We start from the raw sequence: 26,141 nt of genomic DNA, 5'->3' as shown, positions 1-26,141 counted from the left end.
CTAGCTAATAAATGCTCGCAGCATCCAGTTATGTTTAGCTAGACTCTCACGAACTGAGAGCAGCATATCATGTGTGACCTCATCGCCTTCACGATCCGTCACTTCCATACCTTCTTTTATTTCTGCAATAAGGAGTTCGAAGTCTTGAATCAAGTTTTGAACCATCTCTTCAGCGGACTCTCCGCCATTTGCTTCTTTTATCGTAGCTACTTCTAAATACTCTTTCATCGTTGCAACAGGTGTTCCTTTTAAAACGAGTAATCGTTCAGCAAGCTCATCAATGTTCGCGGCCGCCTCATTATAGAGCTCTTCAAACTTTTCATGAAGCGTAAAAAAATGCGGTCCTTTTACATACCAATGATAGTTATGCAGTTTAACAAAAAGTACATTCCAGTTGGCAACTTGCTTATTTAATACGTTTTGTGTCAAATTCATCAGTTTAGACCTCCTGTTTCTTTTCTTCGTTCAGTACACGGTTTAAACGTTTGCGAAGCATGTCCATTCCGCTTCCTCCTGCTTGGAAGTGGCGCAGTTTTCCTTCTTTATCAAACACATAATACGCAGGTACATATTTGTTCTCAAAGAGATCGGTCAACGTATGTTCACTGTCAACATAAATCGGCTGTGTAATATCATGTCCGATTGCCATCTGCTCGATTACGCTCATCTCCAGGTCGCCTTCCGAACGAGGCATGTGAACCGCAATGACATTTAAGTCGTCTTCGTATTCATCACGAAGTTCGTTAACATCCGGCATCGCTTCTTTACAAAGATGACAGCTTACAGACCAGAAGTGAATCAGGGTTGCTTTCTCTCCAACAAGGTCTTCTTTCTTCACTTCGTCATTCAACCAAGCAGTTGCACCATTTAATTCTGGCATTTGTTCACGTAATTTCATATCGATTACCTCCTATAAGTTAAACAGCAGTTTAATATTTTTTGTGATTATAACGTTTTTTGACCTGGTTTCCAGTTCGCTGGACAAAGACCGCCTGTTTGCAAAGCTTGTAAAACACGTAATGTTTCGTCAGCGTCCCGGCCAATGTTGTTATGGAAAACCACTTGGTACATCATTTCGCCCTCCGGACTGATAATGAACAACCCTCTTAAAGCGACACCTTCTTCTTCTATTAAAACACCATAATCTCGCGCTACTTTATGGTTGGTATCAGCAGCAAGTGGATAATTTAATTCACCGAGCCCATTATCTTCTCTCCTTGTGTTAATCCAAGCAAGATGCGTGTGGACCGTATCCGTCGATACCCCGACCACTTCGGCATCAAGATCTTCAAATTCCTCATAACGATCAGACAGCGCAGTGATTTCTGTTGGACATACAAACGTAAAGTCCATCGGATAAAAGAAGAGAACAGTCCATTTATCGTTCTTCATGTTTTCTTCTAAGCTTACTTTCTTTGTTTCTTTATTTGGCATGACCGCTTCCATTTCAAAGCGCGGTGCCTGTTTGCCTACCATACGTTCTGCCATATATATTCCACTCCTTTTTATCGCTAATGATAATGAAATTCATTATCATGTATTATCAACAGTTTTAATTATACTTGTTTCTTTTTTGAAGTCAATACTAATTTATAATAATTATAATTAAAGAACAAGTATTGTGCTTATAGGTGCGCACAAAAAAACCTCACTCTTGTTAGAGCAAGGTTTTACGCGTTATCTTCTTTTTGAAAGGTTTCAGGCGATATATTTTTATTCTTCAAGTACAGTACTAGTATTACTGCCAATAAAAGCAAAACAGCTATCGCAGCAATCATGATCCCGTTTCCTTCTGTAAGGCTGTTTCCTAATAAGTTTGCTGCTAGTGTCCCTGGTAGAACACCCAATAACGTAGCAAAGATGTAAGGCTTCAGCTTTAACCTCGATATTCCCGAAACATAGCTTACAAGGTCAAAATTGATAATGGGGATCACTCTGAGAATAAAAATATAATAAAATCCTTTTTTCTTTATTTCATTTTGCCATTTTTCGATTCGATCAGTTGAACTGATTTTCTTTTTTAACCAGCGTGCACCTAGATATTTTGAAAGATAAAATGAAATGACAGCACCAGCTGTGGCACTGAAAACCGTATATACAGTTCCCCAAAACGTACCAAATGCCAGCCCTCCGGCAAGTGACAATACAGAAATGGGGAAAAGCGTGAGCGGTCTGACGATGTTTAATAAAAGATAAATAATGGGTGCCATAATGCCAAATGAGAGCATCCAATTACGTAAAGTCATCGGGGTCATTTTAAAAACAAAGTGGTTGACCGCTAACAATGCAAGAACAATTCCAAATACGATTGATAACTTCAGCAAAGTCATTTTCTTCATGAAGACCCCTCCTTTACTGACACAATTTCCTATCAGAAATATTACTAATATCTATTCCCTATAATTAACTTGTAGTAAACAAACCAGCTCTTTATTGATGTTTAATGATAATTCCGTTCCCTGCCGGATCTGTTACTGAAATTTGTTCAGCCTGCTCAGTAAATGAAATGTCATTCTTTTGCAGAGTTTGTTTCATTTTCCTAACCTCATCTGCGCTGGGCAATACGATTTCAAAATTAAGGAGGCCGGTAGCTTCTTTTGGCGCGGGAATCGCGTTTGGACCATTCCAGATGTTCATTGCTATGTGATGGTGATAACCACCTGCCGAAATGAACAACGCATGATGTGCCATTCTTGTTTGTTCTTCAAATCCTAGCACTTTTACATAAAAATGTTCAGCTTCCGGGATATTAACAACATTCAAATGGACATGACCCATTACCGTTTTTTCTGGGAGTCCATTCCAGGTTTGAGATTCTGCTTCTGCTAATAGTCCGTGTACATCTAAAGGTTCGCTCGCGGCAGGCAGTTTTCCTTCTTCATCCCGAATCCAATCTTCCCTGTTTACATCTCTATAAATTTCTATGCCATTGTTCTCAGGATCTTGTAAATATAGAGCTTCGCTGAACAAATGGTTTGAAGCACCTGCCATTCTCGTTTCTGATTCGATAAAATGCTGCAGCACATTTGCGAGATCCTTTCGTGTAGGTACAAGCAAAGCTAAATGATACAAACCTGCACTTCTTACAGGTCGTTGTTCTAAAGCAGTGTCTCCTTCTAATATCAGAAGCGGTGTGAAACCATCTGCTGTTAGTACAGCTTTCTCACTCGATTTTGTGAGTATTTTCAAACCGATCGTTTCCGTATAATAACGAACAAGCTTATCTAAATCTCTTACTTTTAAAGTAACGCTGCCTATATGAGTATCTTTATGAATCGTTGTCATTTGTTAACCTTCTTTCTTATATTTAACTTAATTACTTTATGTAAGTAATTATAAAATAGTTATTAACAAACTTCAATTGAAAAATTTTCTAAACTTGAGTAGTTGTAAGTTACGTGGAATTATTTAAATTAACGTGGATATATTGTGAATTATCGTGGAATTATTGAAAATAACGTGGAAATATCGGACTTTACCGTGGAATTAAATAAAAACGATAGCTTCATAACAACAGAAATCACTTGGATTTTAAGTTATTATGACCTACTAGCGGTCCTATCCTGTTTTTTCAAAAAAATCGCGTGCAAAAGTGAAAAAACGGCTTCAAAATAACAAAAAACGACTCAAAGAAGTTCGTTTCTCATTTGAGTCGCATCGTTTTTGGATTAAGATTAAGATGAAAAAGTTAGCCCCCGATATAAGACATTTCTATTTTTTTGCGCGCTGGATCTGTTTGTTCTCTTCTTTCGTCTGAGTATCGATCTTTGCGGTTGTTCCATACGTTAACGATACGTTCATACACATCTTCTGCGGTTGCTCCTTCTCGAATGAAGTGCTTAAAATCTGTACCTTTTGAAGCAAAAAGACACGTATAAACTTTGCCATCCGCTGATAACCTTGCTCTCGTACATGTTGAGCAAAAAGTATCTGTTATGGAAGAAATGATGCCAATTTCACCTTTACCATCTTTAAATTGATATCTTTTGGCGACTTCACCGAAATAATGACCAGAAACAGGTTCTATTGGCAGCTCATTATGAATCATATCTAAAATTTGTTTTTTCGTAACGACCTCTTCTAAATTCCAGCCGTTTGAAGTTCCGACATCCATGTATTCGATAAAGCGGAGCACATACGGTGTATTTTTAAAATAACGGGCCATCGGTAAAACCTCTTGATCATTGACCCCTTTTTTAACCATCATATTGATTTTTACTTTTAAACCTGCACGATGAGCAGCCTCAATCCCTTTCAGAATGGGTTGAACACCAACTCCTCGGCCGTTAATTTTACCGAAAAGGCTGTCATCTAACGTATCGAGGCTGACGGTTACTCGATCCATGCCAGCCGCTTTCAATTCTTCAGCAAGCTTCGGCAATAATATTCCGTTCGTTGTAAGGGCAATATCTTGAATACCATCAATGTTTCGAAGTCTTTTCAGCAGCTTTGGCAGCCCTTTGCGCAATAATGGTTCTCCGCCCGTAATTCGGATCTTTTCTACACCGGCACGGGCAAACTGAGAAGCTACCGTTTCAATCTCGTCAAAAGATAACAGCTCATGTTCCGATAAGAAAGGATAATCCGGTCCAAATATTTCTTTTGGCATACAATACGTACACCGAAAGTTGCATTGATCGATTACTGATATTCTTAAATCACGCAGTGGACGGCTCCACGTATCAACGACTCGATTCTTTGTACTCATTTCATCACGCCATTACATTAGTATTTCTTTAAATGTACCACGAATAAAGGGATGTTAAAACTAGAACGATTTGTAACCTGTTTTTAACAAAACATTTCTGTCAATTCCACTTGTTTATTATTGTTGATAATGTTACGATAAGGAAGAATTATTTTTGTTCGATTGTTCAGGTAAACCTTTTATCTTGATCATTTTTGAGCAAGGATAGTAAAATTTTGTGTGTTAAAGCACGACAGGAGGCAACAAAAATGGAACAAGGTAAAGTTAAATGGTTTAACTCTGAAAAAGGTTTTGGATTCATCGAGCGTGAAGGTGGAGACGACGTATTCGTACACTTCTCAGCTATCCAAAGCGAAGGTTTCAAAACTCTTGACGAAGGTCAAGAAGTAACTTTCGAAGTAGAACAAGGACAACGCGGACCTCAAGCTACTAACGTACGTAAGGCATAATTGCCACTTATATAAACAGGGCTCTTTTATAAGAGTCCTGTTTTTTTGTAAGGAAAATTAAAAAAAGCTGCATTTCACTCCAATGAGTGAAATAACAGCTTACGATTTGTCTTTTTTTAATTCTTCTAATTCTTGAAGAAGACTTTCTACCATTTCATCACTTTTTTTCAATTCATTATTAAGCATCGTAATGGTTTCTTCTTCCCACAAAAATGGATTTCCGTGTTCAGGGGTAATGGGGAGATCTTGATAAACGATTCCCTCTTCTCTCTCATCCGGCTGAAAGTAAATAGCGATTTCGCACCTAGAATCTCCTAGTGCTATTCTTTTACGCAAAACCACTTTCCCATAACCGAATTTCCGAGCTGCTATGCCGCCAAATACACTGGAAGTCATGCCACACAAATGCGGAGTATCCTTAACAAACTCCCCAAATGGACACTCTTTTGCACGAACTACTACACAATCAGGATCCACACTGACTATCTCAAAATGCCCACCGATTGAATTCTTTAAATCAACAATAACATGTACATATTGATCAACAGTCCAATGAGGGAGGTCATCATAAAAACGCTCGATCCATTCTCCTGTTCGAAGCCCTAATTGTTGAATATAAACTTCAGCAGCTGAGCCTATTGTTTTTTGATGAATGTAGGCATATTGAGTAATTAGCTTTGCTAAAAAAGTGTGTCCATTCAATTCACTCTTTGAAAGATGCATGATACATCTACCCTTTCTTAGAATTAACATATAGCTATAAAAAACTTGAGCAAGATATGGACAACACTTTATGGATACCCTTTTTCTAGATAACAAAACGTTAAAAACCATTTTTTTACTTAATTTTTTCCTTGTTGATGCATCCAATAAAAAAAGAGACCTTTTACAGTCTCTTTTCCCTCTAGATATTAGTCTTTTCCCTGTTGAGCTGAGAATGTCTCTTGGAGTAGCCAAAATAGATCAGTACACCAATTCCTAACCAAATGATGAATCGAATCCACGTTGCGCCATCCAATTGTGCCATTAAAAATCCGCAGAACACGATAGCGAGTATCGGAATTAACGGTACAGCCGGACATCTGAATGCACGCGGCAGATCAGGCTGAGTTTTACGAAGAACCATAACTGCTACAGACACTAAAACGAAAGCAGACAATGTTCCGATGTTAACTAATTTTGCAAGTTCATTTAGCGGAATTAATGCTCCCATCAATCCAGCGACGATACCGAAGAACCAAGTAGATCCGTATGGTGTACGGTATTTTTGATGAACAGATTTAAAGAAGTTTGGCAATAAACCATCACGAGCCATCGCATAAGACACTCGCGTCTGTCCGTAAAGCATAACTAGCATTACAGTTGTCATCCCAAGAATGGCACCAACATCAACAATCCCTGCCACCCAGTCTTGACCAGCTACTTGAAGAACTAGAGAAATTGGATGATCTTCATTTCCTTTAAACTGACCAAATGGTACAACCCCAGTCATAATTCCTGTAACGACTACATATAGAATCGTACAGATTAAGAGAGATAACATGATTCCCTTTGGAAGATCCCGGTTTGGATTCTTAGTTTCTTCTGCAGCAGAAGCAATAGCATCAAAACCGATAAAAGCAAAGAAAACAAGTGCTGCCGCTTCAAAGATTCCATTAAATCCAAATGGTGTAAATGGCGTCCAGTTTGCAGGCTTTACATAGCCAACTGCAACGACGATGAACAAAATTACAACAATTACTTTTAAAACCACCATGATGTTGTTTACACGTTTTGATTGTTTAACACCAACTGACAGCAAAAACGTAATGAGCATAACGATTAAAAATGCTGGAAGATTAAAATAAGTTGTTGTGCCAGGCACTGCTCCAGGAGCGGCTGTGAAAACAGTCGGGAGATGAATTCCCATACCTTTTAAAAGAGACTGAAAATAACCAGACCATCCGACAGATACAGCGCTTACAGCGAGTAAATATTCAAGAATCAAATCCCAGCCGATAATCCAAGCTATAAATTCACCCATTGTTGCATAGGTATACGTGTAAACTGAACCTGATACCGGAACAGTAGACGCAAATTCTGCATATGAAAGTGCAGCAAATAGACATGCCAGTCCTGCAATTATAAACGAAATAATTAGTGCAGGTCCTGCCGTAAGAGCACCCGTACCTGTCAGGACAAAAATACCAGTCCCGATAATAGCACCAATTCCAAGCAGCGTTAAATCCAAAGTACCTAACTCTTTGTGGAGTGTTGTACCTGATTTTGAAGCCGCCACTAAATCAGGGATACTCTTTTTCCTAAAAATACTTTTCTTCATAAAAAACCTCCATGTTTGCAATGATTAGTATTAAGTTTTTGACATTCCCCTATATATTTTATTATATTCTATAATTCGTAATTTTTCGACACTTTTCGGGGTTCTGTTAAAAACTACTTTGTATTCATGATATTTACAAATATTACCCTTTTATCATTCAAACGAATCACCTAAAATAGTTTGTGCTTTTTCCCATTTAATTACACGAGAAAAAGCTTACCCTAAATCTCTGGGATAAGCTTTTATATCAAATCAAATTATAATGCTTTTTGATTTTGTGAAACGCAACTATTTTTTAGGTTATCAGCTATCTTTAAATGCTTGTCATTTCCACCGCTTAATTTAAAAACAAAAATCCCTGCGGCGATAACAATTACGCCTATTAGCTGCTGAAAGGTAAAAGGAACCCTTTCCAGACCGAGCCAGCCAAGTGAATCCCATAATAAAGCAAATGCCAGCTGTGAAGTAAGCACAATCGAGATCGCAACAGTCGGACCAAGCAGTTTCATTCCGTTTGTCAGGCAGACGACTACTCCTACACCGATCAAACCGCTGAACCAGTACCAAGTCTTCATATTTTCTAAGACAAATAGCTCCTTCCCTTCAAAAATCAAACCGAATGTTAGAGAAGCAAAGAATCCTAGAAATAATACTAATGTAGTAGTGGCCCATGATCCAGCCCGTTCATTCACTTTGCTGTTAAAAATATTTTGCAGGCTTACCAGAGAACCCGCAATGACCGCCAATAACAGACCTATAATCATAATCCTTTACTCTCCTATATGGTGACTTATTTTTTTCCTAGACACGCAATTGGGGTTATTCATAAATACTTTGCCCTGCCAGCGTGCTTAATCCTTCCCTGTTCTTAACGAGGATGAAGCCTTTGCTTCGCTCGATCAGTCCTTTTATACAAAACTGCTGAATAACACGGTTTAAATGCCTGTAGCTAGTTCCGATCAAGTTTGCAGCATCCTTAATGCTGATGTGGATCTGTCCTTTATAAAGGGAATCCGTCTCGTCGAACGACACTGACAACAAATAACTAGCAAGCCTCACTTCCACGGGGTAGAGCAGGTTGAAACTTAAAGAACTTGATTTAATGTAGAACTTGTTCGTGATGATTTTCAATAAAAATTGCAGAAGAGGCGCATGGTCATTGCCGTACATTTTCAGCCAGCGATGATAAATTCCGATCATATGGACGGAGGAAACAGCTTCAACCGTATTGATAATGTCAGACCCATGAACGTATTCAATATCGCCGATCGCATCAAGCGGCGTCTTAAAAGAAAGGATAAGCGTCTTGCCTTCTGGTGAAGTGGTAAAAATCTTCACTTTGCCTTTAACCAATATAAATAAATAGTGTGAAGGATCTCCTTGGGAACAGATCAGTTCACCAGGATCGAAACTATAAAGTGCTAAGTATGGGATTAATGGTTCGTTAAATATCGCTTCAATTTGATGTGAATGTATATAGGAATGGAGCAGTTCACGATTTTTTAGTTCTTTCATCAACACTATTCACCTCATAGCCTATCCCCGTTATTTTTACAGATTAAAAACTTAGAATGATGACTCCTGTAATCATCATACCCATACCGATGAACTGAGGCATCCTCATTTTTTGTTTAGATACACCGAACCATCCTTTGCTATCTATTAAAAAGGTCAAACATAGCTGTGCAATCAATAGACCAGAAATCGTCAGCGTAACGCCAATATGATAAATAGCGGTAATATTGCTGTAAACCACGATCGCTCCAAAGCTGCCTCCGATTAAATATAATGGCTTAACTTGCTTAAAATTGCGCCACTTTTTATCTCGAAGAATCATTAGAATAGTAAATGCCATAATAAATCCTGTTAATTGAGTGATCATCGCCGCCTGCCAAGATCCAATGTCTTGGCTAATTCGTGAGTTCGCCACCCCTTGCAGTGTAATAAAGGCTCCTCCGAAAAAAGCAAATAAACTTCCCTTCATATTATCTCTCCCCCTACTCGTTTCTCTGTACTCTTATTAAAAGGTACATTGCATCATGCAGGGAAGGACATATGTCCTAAATTGAAATAAAAAAAATAAAACTGCATTTAGCATGAATTCTTTACTTAGGAGTTGCAGGTGGATTGGTAGGAGGATAGCGAATTTGCCGTTTTTTGTCGGTTCGAGGTAATTTGAGATATAAGGATCCCTTTTTGTTGAAGAACTATACTATTTTATGTCACTGCAAATTCATAAACCTTTATATTGTTAAAAGGATTTTAGACTCTCGGTACTTTCTTTTTATAAAAGCTTTTACTTGAAAATCGTTTTGCTGCAGCAACACAAAACACCACACCGACATTTACTAGAACGAGTAAAAGGCCAACTTCCTCTTGAAGAATCACAGCTGCAAGTAAGAGTCCAAAGAATGGTTGCAACAGTTGTAACTGCCCCACTGATGCTATGCCCCCTTGAGAAAGACCCCTATACCAGAAAACAAATCCTATATACATGCTAAACAAGGAAACATAAGCTAAACTCACGTATGTTCTAAAACTAATCTCTTCCCAAGAACTTGGAAAAAGATAAATTGAGAGTATGGCCATAAAGGGAAGGGACAATACAAGCGCCCAAGAAATCACCTGCCAATTACCTAATTTACGAGACAATTTAGCACCTTCAGCATAGCCCAAGCCACAAACTATTATAGCAATCAACATATACAAATCGCCAAGTAGTAAAGACTCGCCTCCTTTAAATAAAGCAAATCCTGCAACCAAAAAGCTTCCTATTAGTGAGAAGACCCAAAAAACAATGCTGGGTCGTTCGCCACCTCTTATTACCCCAAATATTGCTGTTAATAATGGTAGAAGACCTAAAAAGACTATAGCATGAGCAGAAGTATTATGCTCAAGTGCCAAAGCTGTGAGAAGTGGGAAACCAATAACAACTCCAAGTGCTACAATAATTAGTGATAATATATCAGATTTTTCAGGTCGTTTTGCTCTTAAAATCATTATGACTAACATGGATAAAAGTCCAGCAATTGCGGCCCGAAATACCGTAACAAAGTATGGATCAAGCTCACCGACAGCAACACGAGTTGCAGGAAGGGAACCGCTAAATATAAGTACTCCTATAAAACCATAAATCCAACCTTTTGTAGTTACATTCACTATAATCACTCCCCAGTCCTATACTTTGAATTGACTTGTCAAAATAATAATATTAATTATAATAAACGTAAGCTCAAACTGACCTTTTGAAAAAGGCCAGTTTTATCATTTTTAACAAAGTCAGTTTGAAGGAGTACCATCCATTGGACTTAACACCGTTTTTAAACAGGAATTCCAAAATTCCATTGTATCAACAACTTATTAATTTCTTTAAAAGTAATATGCACGATGGGCGAATTAAAAATGGAATAAAACTTCCTTCAAAAAGACACCTTGCAAAAAAACTACTTATTAGTCAAACAACTGTTGAACGAGCATACGATCAACTCTTAGCAGAAGGCTATATTTTAAGTAAGCCAAGGAGCGGCCTTTTTGCAGATTATGATGAGTCATTTTTGATAAACCCTGATCCAAAGCCTGCTGAATTACCTGTGCAAGATTTTAATGTAATAACAAATAAAATCATTGATTTTCACTATGGTCACGTTGATTCTAGTTTTTTTCCCTTTTCTGCTTGGAGAAAGAATGTTGTTGCTAGCTTAGATAAATATTCAGAAAAGCTTTGTCGACCTGGGGACGTCTTAGGAGAGATTGAGCTTCGATCTCTTATAACCGAATACCTTTACCAATCCAGAGGCGTAAATTGCGATCCAAATCAAATCATTATTGGTGCAAGCACCTCTTACCTCCTGCAGATTTTATGTCACATTCTAAACACTAGTTTAAAAGTGGGCTTCGAGGAGCCTGGGTACCCAAGATCTAGAGAAATTTTTGAGTTAAATCGAAAAGAAATCATCCATTTACCACTAGATAGTGAAGGCTTAAAAATGTACGCAGTTAAGAAAAACAACCCTGACTTAATTTATATAACACCGTCGCATCAATATCCTTTAGGAAGAATGATGACAATTAATAGAAGGCTAGAATTATTAAAATGGGCAGCTGATAATCATTCCTTTATTATTGAGGATGATTATGATGGGGAATTTAGATACAGTGGTCAACCTATTCCTTCCTTGCAAGCACTTGATAAGGAGAATCGTGTTGTCTATTTAGGAACTTTTTCAAATTCTTTTCTTCCTACACTGCGTATTAGCTATATGATTCTTCCACAGTCATTATTAAAGAAAGCAACTCAGGTTACCTCGCTATTCAAACAAACGGTTTCTTCAATTAATCAATTTGCCCTTGCTGAGTTCATACAAAATGGTGAATGGCAAAAACATTTAAATAGAATGAGAAAGCTTTACCGTAAGAAAAGAAACATCATTTTAGAAGCAGTAATAAGAGAGTTAGGAGATAAAGTTAAAATTCACGGGGAAAATTCCGGTCCACGAATTCTCATTGATGTTTATTTAGAGTTAAGTGAAAAGGACCTCATTCAAAAAGCTGAAAGTCATGGTGTAAGAGTGTATCCTGTATCTGATTCATACAAAAAAGGTTATGCTTTTAATACAATTTCATTAGGATTTTCGGGAGTATCAGAAGAAGAAATAAAAAGAGGGATTTATCTACTGAGTGAATCTTGGGATTTAAAATAAGAGATTCTATAAATAAGTATTAAAAAAGAGCTCACTTTTTGTGGGCTCTTTTCATAAATATTTTGTAATTCAGCTAAATTATGAAAAACTACAATCAGTTCCCAACAGCCTTACTCTTTTCCACTACATCTTGTACCAAAAGAACTCCCAGCTGGTGATGCTCATTTTGATAAAGTGATCCTTGTACGAATCGAACCTCACCATTTAAGTTGAGCACTTCCAGTTTGCAATAGGCTGCATTCACTTGAAGAGCACGGTAGAGGCTTGTTTCGTGTGTCAGCGTTACACCATTCGCTTTTACGATAACTTCTCCTATTTTCAGTCCCATCTTAGCAGCCGGTGTTCCTGGGACGACCCCAAGGATAATCAGGCCTTGATCGCGCTGTACAAAATACGATGGCCTTGTATCATCTCGCTGGCTTGTGACGAGTGTGATCAGTTCCCGGCCGGCAATTCCAGCAGCTATCGAAATAGCAAGCAGCAAAGGCAATTCAAAAAAGTGACCTGCTGTTGCGATTGCCAGAACGATCACACCAAGCAATAACACTTGTTTACCTAGATGCTTGATCGCTTCAGCCGGCAAAGTGTGGGTAACGAGCTGGCGATAGCCAATTGCAAAAGGTACTAAAAAGAACGAGAATCCGATCGCTCCCATTGGGAACAGCGGCCACCAATCCATAACGGGGATTGAACCTGCCGGCAGTACGAGGAACTGAGGAGTAATCCAGAATCGTGTTGCTTCATGTCCACCCACATAATGTCCCCTTTTTCCTTTAAACAAACGCGGCGATGTTCGTTCCGAGCCTTTCCATATGATAAGAATCCCTTCCTGAATCAATAGGACTCCTAGAATGACAGCCAATGAATCTAGCGGTGTTTTTTCAATATCTTTGAACCATTGGTCTAAAAAGTTCACACCCGTATTAAAACGAGGGAGTAATAATCCGATAATCGCTGCTAAACTGACTGCATAAGCAGGTGCCATAAATCGTGTTTTAAATGTGAGCCCAAGCACGACATAAATGATTCCGATTAAAGCAATCATCCCGATTGGCAAGGTTACTCCTGCAGTTACAAATATAATAGAACCAATAAGGCCTATTAAGATACCAGGAAAAACAGATAATATAAGATTATCAATGACCGGGTGGACTTTCACCTTAAATTCTTTTCTTTCCCGCTTCACCCGTTTAAATCCGATCAAAAATGCGATAAGTAAGAATCCATAAAATAAAGGGTGCAAAAAAAGCAATCCCATGCCTTGAAGCAGTTCATTTACAAAGGTGTCTGTCATGGGCGTTCTCTCCTTTTTTCGTCTGTAATCTGATCGACTTTTTCTTCAATACTTTTAAGCCGACTGTTCGTCTTAAACGCTCGGTTGATAAGCATAACAATACCGCTAATAATAGCAAATAGCATCATAAAAGCGATAAGCTGATAAATAATATCTCCAGTATTCAATTTCAATTTTCATACCCCTTTTTTAAGACAAAAGAAATCCGCAGAGAATGTTTCCTCTACGGATAGTATTCGTGTTACAGTTGCTTTTTCCTTCTATAATCCCTTATTTTGCAAGCAATTCCATAGCTGTTTGAAGCTGAGCATCGTTTTTGTCGTTTCGAATGGAATCGATTACTTTCGCTTCCATTTTGCCTGCAGTTTTTTCATCGACTTTCCCTGTTGCCGGCAAGCTGTTCGCTCGCTGGAAAGCTGTCACAGCGGCTTGTGTTTTATCATCATAGTAGCCATCTTCACGGCCCGTTTGAAAACCAAGTCCGTTCAGCATAATCTGTGCATTTTTAACCTGTTCGTTGTTCATATCAAACACAAGCGGTTTTTTGATGGAGATCGGATTCGTATAGAAGTAATCAGGCTGTTTTACTTCATACGTCGGTTTGATCCCTTTCTTATGAATCCAGTTCCCATCTGGAGTAAGCCACTTAAACAATGTTAGTTTAATGTTGCTGCCGTCTCCAAGGTCGATGGATTGCTGAACCGTACCTTTACCGAAAGATTTTTCACCAACAAGATCATATTGACCGGCCTCTTTAAGTGCCCCTGCCAAGATTTCTGAAGCAGATGCACTTCCTTTATCGATCAATCCGACAATTGGGTAATCTTTCTTTTCTTTTAAAGTCGAAACATAGCGCTGCTTGTTTCCTTTGCGGTCTTCTATTTGAACAAACGGCTTATTCTCCGGAATGATCTGACGGAGAATGCTATCGACTGCCTCTAAATATCCTCCAGGATTTCCGCGAACATCGATCACCAGCCCATCAATGCCTTCTTTTTCAAGCTCGGTTAAGTGCTTTTTGAAATCCGTTCCTGTTTTTTCAGAGAATGATGTAATTTCCAATACTCCAATTTTCTTGCCATTTACTTTGTGTGTATCCGCATAAACGGTTTCGATCGGAATTTCATCACGTTTCACTTGAACATCCATTAAATTATTCACACCGGTGCGTTTCACACCCAATTTAACGATGGAACCTTTTTCACCGCGAATCTTCAGAACAGCCTTGTAAAGATCTAAACCTTCTACACTTTTACCGTCAATCGTAATAATCTGGTCGTTCGGTTTCAATCCGGCTTTTTCGGCAGGTGAATCTTTAAACGGGGCGACAATCGTCACTTTTCCATCAACCATGCTCACTTCAGCACCAATTCCTTCAAATGAAGAATCGAGCGATTGTGTAAATTGCGTAGCCGTATCCTCATCCATATAAACGGAATATGGATCTTTTAGCGTTTTGACCATCCCTTGGATAGCGCCTTCTAGCAATTTTTCACGATCGACATCTTCAACGTAACGAGAGGAAATAATCTCATACGTCTTTTGAAGCTTTGAAAATTCTTCATTGCTGTCTAACTTCGTTTTTGTTTTAGGCAGGTCACTCACACCGGTATTCTGTACATAACTGGAGTCTTTTCCAAAAAAGGCAGAATAGCCATACATGCCTCCAGCACCAACAAGCATAGATACCACAATCAGCAGGGCCAACATCTTCTTATTCACGTTCATTCTGCTCACCTCATTTTTGCAGGAAAAGGCATCACACCCTGCGAAGTGCGATGCCTACCATTGTAAGAGATTCGACAAAGAATAGCCTGTCTCCTACTTAACTATATGAATTGCTTGTTTACTTTATGAGTTTATTTTACCAGTAAGCTGCAGGATTTACAGCATTAGATTTCGCTTGATTCCATGGTCCTTTATGAAGCTCAAAATGCAGATGCTGACCATGAGAGCGTCCGGTATTACCCATGTTTCCAAGTACTGTTCCTTTAGTAACAGATTGACCGTTAGAAACGTTGCGGCCTGTCATGTGAGCATATACAGTCGTCCACTGCTGGCCATTGATGGAATGCGAAATGAATACGCAATTTCCGTAAGATGAAGAGTAGTATGAACGAATAACTGTTCCATCTGCTGCTGCGTGAACAGGAACCGTTCCAGCTTGAGCGATATCAATACCTTCATGGAATTCTCCAGGTCTTTGACCAAATGGAGAAGTGATCATACCTGCTGCCGGCTTAACGATCATTCCGTTGCCCACAGGCACTGAAGTTGATGCTCCACCACTCGAACGCTGTGCAGCTTCACGCTGTCTAGCTCGTTCTTGCTCTTTCTTGAAGGCTTCTTCTTGAGATTTTAGCAATTCGCCTTCGTTTTCAATCTTGTGCATTTCTGCTTCAATGTGACCTTGCTCTTCTTGAAGAGATTCCATTAGTCGGTCTTTTTCAGCCATTTGTGCTTTTAACTGCTGCTGAAGCTTTTGCAAATCTTGCATTGCATCTTGTAGACCGTTTAGTTTCTTCTCAACTTCGGCCATTTTAGAATCAAGAAGCTCTTTATCTTTCTTTTGCTCTTCTAGTAATTCACGATCTTGTTCAGCGATTAGATTCAATGCTAATACACGATCCAGGAAATCGCCAAAATCTTTGGAACCTAGAACAACTTCTAAGTAAGATACTGCTCCGCCAGATTCATACATAGAATTTACACGTTCTTTTAAAAGTTTATCACGTTCTGCTATACGTTTTTCAACAGCTGTGATTTCAACTCGGAGCTGTTTGATCTCGGCTTGTGTATCTGAAATGTCTTTTTGTTTTTGATTGATTTTCGCATCTGTTTCAGATGACAATTTATCGATTCTTGCAATTTCAGCTTCTACTGATGCTTGATCACTCTTGTTTGCGTCTAACTGCGATTTTGTACTGTCAGCTTTTTTCGCATTTTCTTGTTGTTTTTTCTTGATGCTGGATAAAGATTCCGCGTGAACCACGGATTCAGAGTGATACACAGAAAAAGCGCTCAGTGCCATACTTAAAGATAACACTGTACCAAACACCTTGCGTTTCATTCCTTTTCCTCCCCTTAACCCCTATTAATTTGTGAATCTTTACTTTGCCAGTTGCTATATTTTCAAGAACTTACGGACAGATGTTAAGCTTCCCCAAACACCGATCACTCCACCTACTAGCAGCATCAAAATGGACAACTGCGGAATAAGAGGTGTGACTGGCAATAGCTCGATAAACACAGTCCCTAACTTCTGATTGACTATATCAAAAATAGCATGATATCCTACTGCGATTACAATAATAGGAAGGAGGGCACCACATACACCTAATGCAAATCCTTCAATAAAGAACGGCCAGCGGATAAATCCATTGGTTGCACCAACGAGCTTCATAATCTCAATCTCACGGCGGCGAGATACAATCGTAAGCTTGATCGTGTTAGAGATTAGGAACATCGCAGTGAACACGAGTCCTAGCACAAGGAAAATACCAACATTACGAGCTGTATCTGTAACTTTAAACAGTTTTTCGACTGTTCCTTGTCCATACTCTACCTTGTTTACAAACTTCATTTTATCAACTTCTTTTGCAACCTCTGCTGTATCTTGAGGTTTGTCAGTCTGGATGATATAAGCATCACGCAAAGGATTTTCTTTCTTTAATGAAGAGAATACTTTTCCTTCGTCTCCTAGACTCTTAATCAATTCATCCAATCCTTGTTCTTTTGACTGGAATTCTACTGTTTTTACTTTATCAATTTGTTCAAGCTGTTTTTTGTAAGCTGTATAGTTTTCAGGTTTTTCTGTTCGTTCAATGTAAGCACGAATTTGTACATCATCTTCTATTTGAGTTGCAATGTAATTAATGTTCAATAAAATCGCCAGAAATACACTGACTAAAAGCAAAGTAACCGTTACGGCACTAATGGAAGCGAAAGACATCCAGCCGTTTCGTCCCATACTTTTAAATGCTTCTACAAAATGACGCTTCAATGTTCTAAACTTCATAGCCGTAATCCCCCTTCGCCTCATCACGTACAATTCGGCCGCCTTCGATGGCAATTACGCGCTTTGTGATTGTATTAACGATTTCTTTATTGTGGGTTGCCATAACAACAGTCGTTCCACGGTCATTAATTTCTTTGAAAATGTCCATGATTTCCCACGCTGTTTCTGGATCCAGGTTTCCTGTCGGCTCATCCGCAATAATAACCGGCGGGTGATTTACGATGGAACGAGCAATCGAAACACGCTGCTGTTCTCCTCCAGATAGTTCGTCCGGAAACATTCGGGCTTTATTTTTCAAACTTACGAGGTCAAGAACTTCCATAACCCGCTCGCGGATTACTTTTGGTGATTCTTCAATAACTTCAAGCGCAAACGCTACGTTTTCAAATACCGTCAATCGCGGTAAAAGCTTAAAGTCCTGGAACACAACACCAATCTTTCTTCTTACTTTTGGAATCTGTCTTTCTTTTATTTTTGTAAGGTTTGTCCCATTAATAATAATGGATCCTTGAGTTGGCTTTTCTTCACGGAACATACATTTGATAAAAGTGGACTTCCCTGCTCCACTGGGTCCTACCACATAAACAAATTCACCTTTTTCGATATGGACATCGATACCGTTAAGTGCCATTACACCGTTCGGATACGTTTTCCACACATCAATCATTTCTATCAAGCAAAATCACTTCCTTACTACCCCATAAATATTTCCCTTATCAATCAACAAGTACAATTTATTTTTTAAATTAATGATTATTCGACATAAGCTCGATTATTGTCAAAATTTAACCGCAATACCTATTATAACATCTCGTACTGACAATTTTATTACAGTTATGTTTCATATTCTTAGAACAAGGGACCATGGTCATGTTTTATTGTGGATGTACTTGAAAATTTACGACAAAATTCGCTCTAATCCTGCATTATCAGAAAAAACCTGCAGGTAAAGTTTTCGACATTACTCATGAAAAGGCGACCATTGAATGTGAAATTAAGATCTTTTTACTGTATATAAGGTTGTTTTTACCGGAAAAGTCAGCTGAAAATAGACTGTATACATCATTCGCAGGCAATAAGTACTATAACAAATTAAAAAAACCAGTCAACTTTTAATGTGCGACTGGTTCCTATTGTTCTTTTGGTGTAGAAGCTAACTACGTTTGAAACCCTCTCCTAATACTTCATTCGCGTTCACAACGATTACGAATGCGGAAGGATCAATACTTTCTACATATTGTTTAAGTTTTGTAACTTCATATTGCGCCACGACAACCATCAACATCGGACGCTCGTCTTGTGTATAGCCCCCAAACGCGTTAATTTTCGTCACACCGCGATAAATATGAGTCAGAATCCCTTGACGAAGTTCGTCCTCATGGTCAGATATGATCAGCGCCATTTTCGATGTTCCAAGACCGATCTGAACGACATCGATCGTTTTGGCCGTAATAAACATAGCGATTAGTGCGTAAAGTGCTTGTTCAATTCCAAAAATAAGTGCTGATGTCAGTACGATTGTACCGTCAATGAACATGATGATCGTTCCAAGTGACATCCCAATATATTTATGAGCGATCTGCGCGAGAAGGTCCACTCCGCCAGTCGATGCTTTACCACGGAATACGATCCCGAGACCTGTTCCTACTCCAAGACCGCCAAAGATAGCACCTAAAAGCGGGTCTTGTGTGGCAGCACCCCATGGTTCAAATATGAGAACAAAAAGTGGGATGACGAGCGTCCCCACAAGTGTTTTTGCACCGAACTGTCTTCCGAGGAAAAATAGTCCTGCAAAAAAGAGAGGTATGTTAAGGCTCCACTGCACGTAGGAAGGCTTCCAGTGGAAAAGTCCATATAAAATGGTCGAGATCCCGCTAACTCCGCCGGACGCAATCTGATTTGGAAGCAGGAATACGGAGAATGCCAGCGCCACAAGGCCTGAACCAATGATTACATATAAATACTCTAAAACGATTTGTACTGTCGGATGTAAAAACCCGCGTCTTTTTCTGATTGCCATCATCATAGCTGCAAGTAACCCTCAAACTTTCATAAGGAATATTTTTTCAAACGAAAAAAGTATAACAAGCATAGTATAACCTTGTAAACGAGAGCCTAGTGCCGCGGTGATGGAGTGAAGGGGCAGTGTGGATGAGAATAGGTGCGAACTGGCGGGCAGTTCGATCGTTTGAATGGTTTAATTGGACGAACTGGCGGCAGTTCGATCGTTTGAATGGATGTAGGGTTAGGTGCCACGGGTCGAAATTTGTCTATCGATGTCGGTTCGTGGTTATTTGAGAAAGAAGTGTGAGATTACTCAAATTTTTTGTGTCTATAGATATAATTTCTCTGAGTATCCAGTACATTTTTGTGGAATTAACACCTCATTTGGAGTTGCTTTTCTAATTTCGTCTTTTGAAGTTTGTTTAAAAGGTGTTCAAAATAAAGAAATAAACAATAAGGAGGTTTTTTCATAAAAAAACAATCGAATTCTCCCACCTATATTAAAAAATATGAAGCTCTAACTCGGAGACTTTTACCCTCTCATCCAAAGAGAGCACGAATCGTAGAACAATTAGGTATTTTTCAATCTGGAATAAGGGGAGAAACATCTCTAAACTATTTTTATCGATATTTACCTCAACATGAATTTATTATCCTACCTAATATCAGGATTTTTCATATGGATTACTTTTTTCAAATAGATACACTTCTGTTAAATCCACATTTTTGTCTAGTTTTAGAAGTAAAAAATTATTCCGGCCACCTTTATTTTGATGGGGATTATAAACAACTAATAAGAACTATAGATGGTAAAAAAGACATTTTTGATTGCCCTATCCAACAAGTCAAGCGCCAAGTTTTCCACCTTTCTAAAATCATGGAAATGAGTAAACTCCCCTCGATTCCCATCGAATCCCTAGTAGTGTTCACACACCCTAAAGCACATATTGAAAGTTCGCCAAATTATTATGATGCATTAGAAATGGTCATAAAAAGTCCTGTATTATCAGAGAAAATTAACGAATATTATCATAAATATTCAAAACAAAATTACTCTCCCAAAGAGATCAAAAAAATGGTAAGAACATTAAAAAAATACAATGAACCCTATGATCCTAACTTAATAAAAAAATATGGAATTGATCAAAAACAAATAATAAATGGAGTGCTATGCCCCATATGTGAAACGCAAACGATGGAATACATTAGGACCAATTGGAAGTGCGCCATTTGTAATACTTCTTTAAAAAAGGAACATATTGCAGCATTGTCGGACTATGCTCTATTAATTTCATCAACAATTTCAAACAACGAATGTAAAGAGTTTTTAAAATTAACATCCCGCAGTAAAACCTATCACTTACTTAAATCACTAAAATTTCCTTATACGGGTTCAACAAAATCTCGCATTTATCATTTAGATTCATTAATCAGCGATGAATAGCTAAATAAGGGTATTAGGATGGTTAATTCTTTTGCTAATCTCACAATTTTGAGTTGGAATGTCAGACTTTTTTTGGTTATATCCAGACTTTTCTCAAGAAATCCCACACTTTTTCCTGACATTCCCACACTTTCATCCTACATAAACACGAACCTACAAAACCCGACATCCCTTCCCCAATCACAATAAAAAACCCCCGAGCAGCCGCCCGGGGGTTCTCCGAATCTAATCTTATCTTATAGCTTTGATCTCAAGTATGAATCGATGAATGGTGTGATTTCGCCGTCCATGACGGATTGTACGTTACCGACTTCGGTGTTCGTACGGTGATCTTTTACGAGGCTGTATGGGTGGAAGACGTATGAACGAATCTGGCTTCCCCATCCGATTTCTTTTTGTTCACCGCGGATTTCATTCAGTTGAGCTTGCTGTTCTTCTAAACGGCGCTGTACGAGTTTTGCCATCATCATTTTCATGGCACGCTCGCGGTTTTTGATCTGTGAACGCTCGGTTTGGCAAGAAACAACCGTGTTTGTCGGAATGTGTGTCATCCGAACAGCTGAGTCAGTCGTGTTAACGTGCTGACCGCCAGCGCCTGACGCACGATACGTATCAATTTTTAAATCTTCAGTTCGAATCTCAATTTCAGAGTCATCATTAATCTCCGGCATTACTTCACATGAAACGAATGATGTGTGACGGCGGCCTGATGAATCAAACGGTGAAATACGCACAAGACGGTGAACACCTTTTTCAGCCTTCAAATAGCCGTAAGCGTTATGTCCTTTAATGCTCAGCGTTACCGATTTCACACCCGCTTCGTCACCAGGCAGATAATCGAGAGTTTCCACTTTATAGCCTTGGCGCTCTGCATAACGCGTGTACATACGAAGCAGCATGGATGCCCAGTCCTGGGATTCTGTACCGCCAGCACCAGGATGAAGTTCCAGGATCGCGTTGTTTTTATCGTAAGGTTCGTTCAGCAATAACTGAAGTTCGAAATCATTTAAGTTAGTGATAAGCTGTTTTAAGTCTTTTACAAGTTCTTTTTGCAGATCAGCGTCCGGCTCTTCCTTCACTAGCTCGTGAGCGACTTCCAAGTCATCATATGAAGAAGCGAGATCTTCAAATTCATTTACTTGTTCTTTCAATCCGTTTGCTTCATTAATGACAACTTGCGCAGCATTTTGGTCATCCCAAAATGTCGGGGCACTCATTTGCTCATCTAGTTCAGCAATGCGGGCTTTTTTTGTATCGAGGTCAAAGAGACCCCCTAAAGTCGTTGATTCGTTTTTCAATAATGTTCAGTTCCTGTTTCACTTCTACTAAATCCATAGTCTCTGCACCTCTATTATTATTGTCACCGCTTTTTAACATATGCGGCATTTGGACGGTTTATCATAAAGAAAACTCGGCTGACGCCTTTCTGTCAGCCTTAGTTGCACTTATACTATCGACTTTAACTTGTATCTACGTCGAATATCCCCTAGTTAACAAGTTATACTTTCTGATAGTGTAAAGAAAACTCGGCTGACACAAAGCCTTTCTGTCAGCCTTAGTTGCACTTATACTATCGACTTTAACTTGTATCTGCGTCGAATATCCCCCAGTTAACAAGTTATACTTTCTGATAGTGTAAAGAAAACTTGGCTGACGCCAACCCTTTTCTGTCAGCCTTAATTGCACTTATACTATTAACTTTAACTTGTATCTGCGTAGAATATTTCCCTGCCACAAGTTAATGCTATCGGATAGTATAAACGCAGTAAAGAGAGCCCCTGAAGAGACTCCCTTCACTTTTATTGTGATCACGAATTATTCGACATCTGCCCCGTGACATTGCTTGTATTTTTTACCGCTACCGCACGGACAAGGTGCATTACGCTTGATGTCCTGCTTCTTGCGTGCTGGCTTCTTTTTCGTTTCCTGCTTATCGCTAGGAACGACCGCTTTACCTTCAGCCACTTGTTCACGCTGCATATTTTGATTTTCCTCGACTTGCGCTTTTAAAATATACGTTGTGACTTCTTCTTCGATCGCTGCGATCATCGCTTCGAACATTTCAAAGCCTTCAAATTGATATTCACGCAACGGATCTACTTGGCCATATGCACGAAGGTGAATACCTTGGCGAAGCTGCTCCATTTGGTCGATATGATCCATCCACTTGCTGTCAACAGAACGAAGGATGACTGCTTTTTCAAACTCAGCCATTTGTTCAGCGGGCATCATCTTCTCTTTCTCAGCAAATGCTGCATGAACTTTCTCTTGAATCCTCTCTAAAATCTCTTCACGGTCAAGACCGAACAGATCTTTTTCAGTAAAGGCAGATTCGGTGAACATAACCGCGTTCACATAATCCACGATTTCTTTGATGTCCCACTCTTCCTGAACTTCTGCATCAGGCGTGTGAACCGTTACGATGCGTTCAATCGTTGAATCGATCATACGCAATACGATGCTGCTTAAATTTTCAGCATCTAATACTTCTTGACGCTGAGCATAGATGATTTCACGCTGCTGACGCATAACATCGTCATATTGAAGCAATTGTTTACGTGCATCGAAGTTCGAACCTTCCACTCGTTTCTGTGCAGATTCTACCGCTTTTGTTACGAGCTTTGACTCGATCGGAGTGTCTTCATCCATTCCGAGACGCTCCATCATCGTCATCAAGTTATCAGAACCGAAACGTCTCATTAGTTCATCTTCCATTGAGATGTAGAATTGAGATGAACCAGGGTCACCTTGACGTCCGGCACGACCTCGGAGCTGATTATCGATACGGCGGGACTCGTGACGCTCTGTACCTAAAATGTGAAGGCCGCCAACTTCACGAACACCTTCGCCAAGCTTGATGTCTGTACCACGGCCAGCCATGTTTGTCGCGATGGTTACCATGCCAAGCTGACCAGCGTTCTCGATGATCTCTGCTTCACGTTCATGGTTTTTCGCATTCAACACGTTATGCTGAATTTTACGTTTGCTCAATAATTGTGAAAGCAACTCAGACGTTTCAACGGCAACCGTACCCACAAGGATCGGCTGTCCCGTTTTATGGCGCTCTTCAATTTCAGCAGCGATCGCCTTGAACTTTCCTTGCATGGTTTTATAAATAAGATCTGATCTGTCTTCACGCGCGATCGGACGGTTCGTTGGAATCACGATAACATCCATGTTATAGATGTTGCGGAATTCCTCTTCTTCCGTTTTCGCAGTACCAGTCATACCAGCAAGTTTGTTGTACATACGGAAGTAGTTTTGGAACGTGATCGTCGCAAGTGTCATACTTTCACGCTGGATCTCAAGACCTTCTTTTGCCTCGATCGCCTGGTGAAGTCCGTCGCTGTAGCGGCGGCCAGCCATCAAACGTCCCGTGAACGGATCAACGATGACAATTTCGCCTTCTTGAACGACATAATCCACATCCAAATGCATGATTGCTTGCGCTTTTAACGCTTGATTAATATGGTGATTCAGTGTTACGTGCTGATAATCATAAAGGTTATCAATGCTGAACATTTGCTCTGCTTTATTGATTCCTTCTTCTGTCAGCTGTACGTTTTTCGTTTTTTCATCAACTGTAAAATCTACTTCCTTTTTCAACTGGCGCACGAACATGTTTGCCATTTGATACAGCTGTGTTGACTTTGCCGCAGATCCTGAAATGATGAGCGGTGTACGTGCTTCATCGACAAGGATGGAATCGACTTCATCGACGATTGCATAGTTGCGGCGCTGAACCATTTGTTCCTTATAAACAACCATGTTGTCTCGCAAATAATCGAAACCGAACTCATTGTTTGTACCATACGTAATATCCGCATCGTACGCTTCACGCTTTTCTTCTTTTGAAAGGTCTGAAACGTTCAAACCAACCTCTAGACCAAGGAAGTTGTAAAGAGGACCCATGATTTCGGAGTCACGGCGAGCTAAGTATTCGTTGACCGTAACAACGTGAACACCTTGTCCGCTAAGCGCGTTCAAATAAACCGGCATTGTCGCAACGAGCGTTTTACCTTCACCGGTTTTCATTTCTGCAATATTCCCTTCATGCAGCGCTACCGCACCCATGATCTGAACAGGATAATGGCGCATCTTTAACACACGTTCAGAAGCTTCACGAACAGTCGCAAACGCCTCTGGCAAAAGATCGTCCAGTGACTCTCCTTTTTCGATACGTCCTTTGAATTCGATCGTTTTTTGAGCTAAAGCTTCATCACTGAGTGCTTTATACTCATCAGTTAATGCTTCCACTTTTTCTGCAATTTTCTCGTATCTATTTAACGACCTATCATTGGAAGTTGGAAAAATCTTTTTCAAAATGCTTATCATCCGAATAAACGCTCCCTGTTTTCGAGAATTATATACCACTTCTATTCTACCAGTTTGTGATTCGAGCCACAAGAAATGCCAAATCTTTTCGCTACTATTCTTATATCGGATATTATATCGGAACCTATAACCCCATCCCTGTTTATGTAAATTTTTATAAAAACGAGATTAAGTGAATATTTAAACACGTGTTTAATACAGACATAACGTGAAAGTTTTGGTAAAATAATGGAAACGTATGCAGGAGGTTCAAATGGGACATACCGATCTGGAAAGAACGAAAGATAATCGCAGCGAAAAAAAGAAAACGATCATTCTAACGGTAATACTGAGTTTGTTCCTTATCGGAGGAGTCGGTACATGGGGATATTTTGCATTATTCGGTACATCATCCACATCTGAAGTAGATCTGCCATCGGAAGAAGAAATCACAAACGCTGAAAAATCAACAGGAACTGCAATCTACAAGCCGACAATCCAAGTTCCTGTCACTGAGATAAATCATCGGATAAATAGGATGCATGAATACTGGAACAGTGAACTTGGCTTTGGAAATTGGCATAATTATAAAATTAATAGCAATCTTGAAGAACTGAAAAGCAAGGTTCAGGAAACGCAGCAAGACATACTGCCGTATGTTTCTGGACCACTGAAAAAAGATGTTGAAACCGCCATAAATAAGATAGAAGCAGGCTATCATGAAAAGAATATCGATGCTTTAAAAGGGGCTCATCGAATCTTTCATGACCTGGATATTACATTAAATGATTACAAATCGACAACCGATTTTTGGGAAGTAACTGAAACCTATAAATGGTGGCAAAAAACACAAAAATAATCGAACAAGAGAAAAGCACTGCCCTCAATAA

25 protein-coding genes are annotated in these 26,141 nt (G+C 39.3%); 4 read left to right on the top strand and 21 right to left on the bottom strand.

All coding sequences use genetic code 11. The features are described from left to right. The 6 genes from RGB74_RS03605 to moaA all read right to left on the bottom strand — a co-directional run bounded on the left by RGB74_RS03605 (window position 1) and on the right by moaA (window position 4,708). The gene (locus RGB74_RS03605) at window positions 1-435 is read right to left on the bottom strand and encodes a Dps family protein (RefSeq protein ID WP_310761630.1); all 435 of its coding nucleotides are present in this window, start codon (window positions 433-435) and stop codon (window positions 1-3) included. Between the two features lie 4 nt (window positions 436-439). Continuing rightward, window positions 440-898, bottom strand: a complete 459-nt coding sequence (locus RGB74_RS03600; protein WP_310761629.1) for a TlpA family protein disulfide reductase — start codon at window positions 896-898, stop codon at window positions 440-442. 47 nt (window positions 899-945) lie between these two features. Then, window positions 946-1,488, bottom strand: coding sequence for a peroxiredoxin (locus RGB74_RS03595; protein WP_310761628.1), 543 nt, complete (start codon window positions 1,486-1,488; stop codon window positions 946-948). 182 nt (window positions 1,489-1,670) lie between these two features. Continuing rightward, on the bottom strand, window positions 1,671-2,339 hold the full coding sequence (locus tag RGB74_RS03590) for a TVP38/TMEM64 family protein (protein WP_310761627.1): 669 nt from the start codon (window positions 2,337-2,339) through the stop codon (window positions 1,671-1,673). A 91-nt stretch (window positions 2,340-2,430) separates the two neighbouring features. Next, window positions 2,431-3,285, bottom strand: coding sequence for a VOC family protein (locus tag RGB74_RS03585; RefSeq protein ID WP_310761625.1), 855 nt, complete (start codon window positions 3,283-3,285; stop codon window positions 2,431-2,433). Window positions 3,286-3,688: 403 nt separating this feature from the next. Next, window positions 3,689-4,708, bottom strand: a complete 1,020-nt coding sequence (moaA, locus tag RGB74_RS03580) for a GTP 3',8-cyclase MoaA (protein ID WP_310761624.1) — start codon at window positions 4,706-4,708, stop codon at window positions 3,689-3,691. A 248-nt stretch (window positions 4,709-4,956) separates the two neighbouring features. On the opposite strand from moaA, the gene RGB74_RS03575 reads away from it, so the two are divergent. Then, entirely contained in the window at window positions 4,957-5,157 is a 201-nt protein-coding gene (locus RGB74_RS03575; RefSeq protein WP_310258577.1) for a cold-shock protein, read from the top strand. 99 nt (window positions 5,158-5,256) lie between these two features. On the opposite strand, the gene RGB74_RS03570 is transcribed toward RGB74_RS03575, so the two are convergent. From RGB74_RS03570 to RGB74_RS03545, 6 genes are all read right to left on the bottom strand, one after another. Beyond that, entirely contained in the window at window positions 5,257-5,880 is a 624-nt protein-coding gene (locus tag RGB74_RS03570; RefSeq protein WP_310761623.1) for a methanogen output domain 1-containing protein, read from the bottom strand. 181 nt (window positions 5,881-6,061) lie between these two features. Beyond that, on the bottom strand, window positions 6,062-7,477 hold the full coding sequence (locus RGB74_RS03565) for a branched-chain amino acid transporter BcaP (RefSeq protein WP_310761622.1): 1,416 nt from the start codon (window positions 7,475-7,477) through the stop codon (window positions 6,062-6,064). A 257-nt stretch (window positions 7,478-7,734) separates the two neighbouring features. Beyond that, complete coding sequence (locus tag RGB74_RS03560; RefSeq protein ID WP_310761621.1) at window positions 7,735-8,241, bottom strand: DMT family transporter; 507 nt, start codon at window positions 8,239-8,241, stop codon at window positions 7,735-7,737. Between the two features lie 55 nt (window positions 8,242-8,296). Continuing rightward, window positions 8,297-8,992: a Crp/Fnr family transcriptional regulator gene (locus tag RGB74_RS03555; RefSeq protein WP_310761620.1), complete on the bottom strand. Its 696-nt coding sequence runs from the start codon at window positions 8,990-8,992 to the stop codon at window positions 8,297-8,299. A gap of 43 nt (window positions 8,993-9,035) precedes the next feature. Beyond that, complete coding sequence (locus RGB74_RS03550) at window positions 9,036-9,461, bottom strand: DMT family transporter (RefSeq protein WP_310761619.1); 426 nt, start codon at window positions 9,459-9,461, stop codon at window positions 9,036-9,038. 278 nt (window positions 9,462-9,739) lie between these two features. After that, window positions 9,740-10,636, bottom strand: coding sequence for a DMT family transporter (locus RGB74_RS03545; RefSeq protein WP_310761618.1), 897 nt, complete (start codon window positions 10,634-10,636; stop codon window positions 9,740-9,742). A 143-nt stretch (window positions 10,637-10,779) separates the two neighbouring features. Here RGB74_RS03545 and RGB74_RS03540 point away from each other — a divergent pair, with 143 nt between their 5' ends. Beyond that, entirely contained in the window at window positions 10,780-12,177 is a 1,398-nt protein-coding gene (locus RGB74_RS03540; protein WP_310761617.1) for a MocR-like pyridoxine biosynthesis transcription factor PdxR, read from the top strand. A 94-nt stretch (window positions 12,178-12,271) separates the two neighbouring features. Here the strand turns inward: RGB74_RS03540 and RGB74_RS03535 are convergent, their stop codons facing one another. The 7 genes from RGB74_RS03535 to RGB74_RS03505 form a co-directional block, all read right to left on the bottom strand. Next, on the bottom strand, window positions 12,272-13,471 hold the full coding sequence (locus RGB74_RS03535; protein ID WP_310761616.1) for a PDZ domain-containing protein: 1,200 nt from the start codon (window positions 13,469-13,471) through the stop codon (window positions 12,272-12,274). After that, window positions 13,468-13,644: a hypothetical protein gene (locus RGB74_RS03530; RefSeq protein WP_310761615.1), complete on the bottom strand. Its 177-nt coding sequence runs from the start codon at window positions 13,642-13,644 to the stop codon at window positions 13,468-13,470. Before RGB74_RS03530 ends, RGB74_RS03535 begins: the two co-directional genes overlap by 4 nt. A gap of 97 nt (window positions 13,645-13,741) precedes the next feature. Continuing rightward, window positions 13,742-15,193 (bottom strand): S41 family peptidase, encoded by a 1,452-nt coding sequence (locus tag RGB74_RS03525; RefSeq protein ID WP_310762783.1) that lies wholly within the window; start codon window positions 15,191-15,193, stop codon window positions 13,742-13,744. Window positions 15,194-15,335: 142 nt separating this feature from the next. Further along, window positions 15,336-16,541 (bottom strand): murein hydrolase activator EnvC family protein, encoded by a 1,206-nt coding sequence (locus RGB74_RS03520; RefSeq protein WP_310761614.1) that lies wholly within the window; start codon window positions 16,539-16,541, stop codon window positions 15,336-15,338. 54 nt (window positions 16,542-16,595) lie between these two features. Next, window positions 16,596-17,489: a permease-like cell division protein FtsX gene (gene ftsX / locus RGB74_RS03515; protein ID WP_310761613.1), complete on the bottom strand. Its 894-nt coding sequence runs from the start codon at window positions 17,487-17,489 to the stop codon at window positions 16,596-16,598. Next, on the bottom strand, window positions 17,479-18,165 hold the full coding sequence (ftsE, locus tag RGB74_RS03510; protein ID WP_310761612.1) for a cell division ATP-binding protein FtsE: 687 nt from the start codon (window positions 18,163-18,165) through the stop codon (window positions 17,479-17,481). Before ftsE ends, ftsX begins: the two co-directional genes overlap by 11 nt. A 477-nt stretch (window positions 18,166-18,642) precedes the next feature. Then, window positions 18,643-19,503, bottom strand: a complete 861-nt coding sequence (locus tag RGB74_RS03505) for a YitT family protein (RefSeq protein WP_310762782.1) — start codon at window positions 19,501-19,503, stop codon at window positions 18,643-18,645. Window positions 19,504-19,962: 459 nt separating this feature from the next. Here RGB74_RS03505 and RGB74_RS03500 point away from each other — a divergent pair, with 459 nt between their 5' ends. Then, a complete protein-coding gene (locus RGB74_RS03500) occupies window positions 19,963-20,937 on the top strand; it encodes a nuclease-related domain-containing protein (RefSeq protein ID WP_310762781.1) in 975 nt (324 codons plus the stop codon). 236 nt (window positions 20,938-21,173) lie between these two features. On the opposite strand, the gene prfB is transcribed toward RGB74_RS03500, so the two are convergent. Together prfB and secA are read right to left on the bottom strand one after the other, a co-directional pair. Next, window positions 21,174-22,272, bottom strand: a protein-coding gene (gene prfB, locus RGB74_RS03495; protein ID WP_310761611.1) for a peptide chain release factor 2 whose coding sequence is annotated in 2 segments (ribosomal slippage) — window positions 21,174-22,208 and window positions 22,210-22,272 — 1,098 coding nt in all. Because the reading frame shifts where the segments join, the coding sequence is not laid out codon by codon here. Window positions 22,273-22,752: 480 nt separating this feature from the next. Beyond that, the gene (gene secA / locus RGB74_RS03490; protein WP_310761610.1) at window positions 22,753-25,272 is read right to left on the bottom strand and encodes a preprotein translocase subunit SecA; all 2,520 of its coding nucleotides are present in this window, start codon (window positions 25,270-25,272) and stop codon (window positions 22,753-22,755) included. Window positions 25,273-25,525: 253 nt separating this feature from the next. Here secA and RGB74_RS03485 point away from each other — a divergent pair, with 253 nt between their 5' ends. Continuing rightward, the gene (locus RGB74_RS03485; protein ID WP_310761609.1) at window positions 25,526-26,110 is read left to right on the top strand and encodes a flagellar basal body-associated FliL family protein; all 585 of its coding nucleotides are present in this window, start codon (window positions 25,526-25,528) and stop codon (window positions 26,108-26,110) included. The last annotated feature ends 31 nt before the right edge of the window (window positions 26,111-26,141 follow it).

The sequence above is a fragment of the Bacillus sp. NEB1478 genome, from assembly GCF_031582965.1.
GTDB lineage: Bacteria > Bacillota > Bacilli > Bacillales > Fictibacillaceae > Fictibacillus.
Note: the sequence above shows the minus strand (reverse complement) of the source record. Positions and strands in the feature narration are given on the sequence as shown.

Coding starts and splice junctions, on each gene's coding strand:
- RGB74_RS03535 (WP_310761616.1), bottom strand. CDS start 13,471: ATGACAGACACCTTTGTAAATGAACTGCTTCAAGGCATGGGATTGCTT.
- RGB74_RS03585 (WP_310761625.1), bottom strand. CDS start 3,285: ATGACAACGATTCATAAAGATACTCATATAGGCAGCGTTACTTTAAAA.
- ftsX (WP_310761613.1), bottom strand. CDS start 17,489: ATGAAGTTTAGAACATTGAAGCGTCATTTTGTAGAAGCATTTAAAAGT.
- RGB74_RS03520 (WP_310761614.1), bottom strand. CDS start 16,541: ATGAAACGCAAGGTGTTTGGTACAGTGTTATCTTTAAGTATGGCACTG.
- RGB74_RS03590 (WP_310761627.1), bottom strand. CDS start 2,339: ATGAAGAAAATGACTTTGCTGAAGTTATCAATCGTATTTGGAATTGTT.
- RGB74_RS03560 (WP_310761621.1), bottom strand. CDS start 8,241: ATGATTATAGGTCTGTTATTGGCGGTCATTGCGGGTTCTCTGGTAAGC.
- RGB74_RS03565 (WP_310761622.1), bottom strand. CDS start 7,477: ATGAAGAAAAGTATTTTTAGGAAAAAGAGTATCCCTGATTTAGTGGCG.
- RGB74_RS03485 (WP_310761609.1), top strand. CDS start 25,526: ATGGGACATACCGATCTGGAAAGAACGAAAGATAATCGCAGCGAAAAA.
- RGB74_RS03570 (WP_310761623.1), bottom strand. CDS start 5,880: ATGCATCTTTCAAAGAGTGAATTGAATGGACACACTTTTTTAGCAAAG.
- RGB74_RS03595 (WP_310761628.1), bottom strand. CDS start 1,488: ATGGCAGAACGTATGGTAGGCAAACAGGCACCGCGCTTTGAAATGGAA.
- RGB74_RS03555 (WP_310761620.1), bottom strand. CDS start 8,992: ATGAAAGAACTAAAAAATCGTGAACTGCTCCATTCCTATATACATTCA.
- RGB74_RS03600 (WP_310761629.1), bottom strand. CDS start 898: ATGAAATTACGTGAACAAATGCCAGAATTAAATGGTGCAACTGCTTGG.
- RGB74_RS03550 (WP_310761619.1), bottom strand. CDS start 9,461: ATGAAGGGAAGTTTATTTGCTTTTTTCGGAGGAGCCTTTATTACACTG.
- moaA (WP_310761624.1), bottom strand. CDS start 4,708: ATGAGTACAAAGAATCGAGTCGTTGATACGTGGAGCCGTCCACTGCGT.
- RGB74_RS03575 (WP_310258577.1), top strand. CDS start 4,957: ATGGAACAAGGTAAAGTTAAATGGTTTAACTCTGAAAAAGGTTTTGGA.
- RGB74_RS03605 (WP_310761630.1), bottom strand. CDS start 435: ATGAATTTGACACAAAACGTATTAAATAAGCAAGTTGCCAACTGGAAT.
- secA (WP_310761610.1), bottom strand. CDS start 25,272: ATGATAAGCATTTTGAAAAAGATTTTTCCAACTTCCAATGATAGGTCG.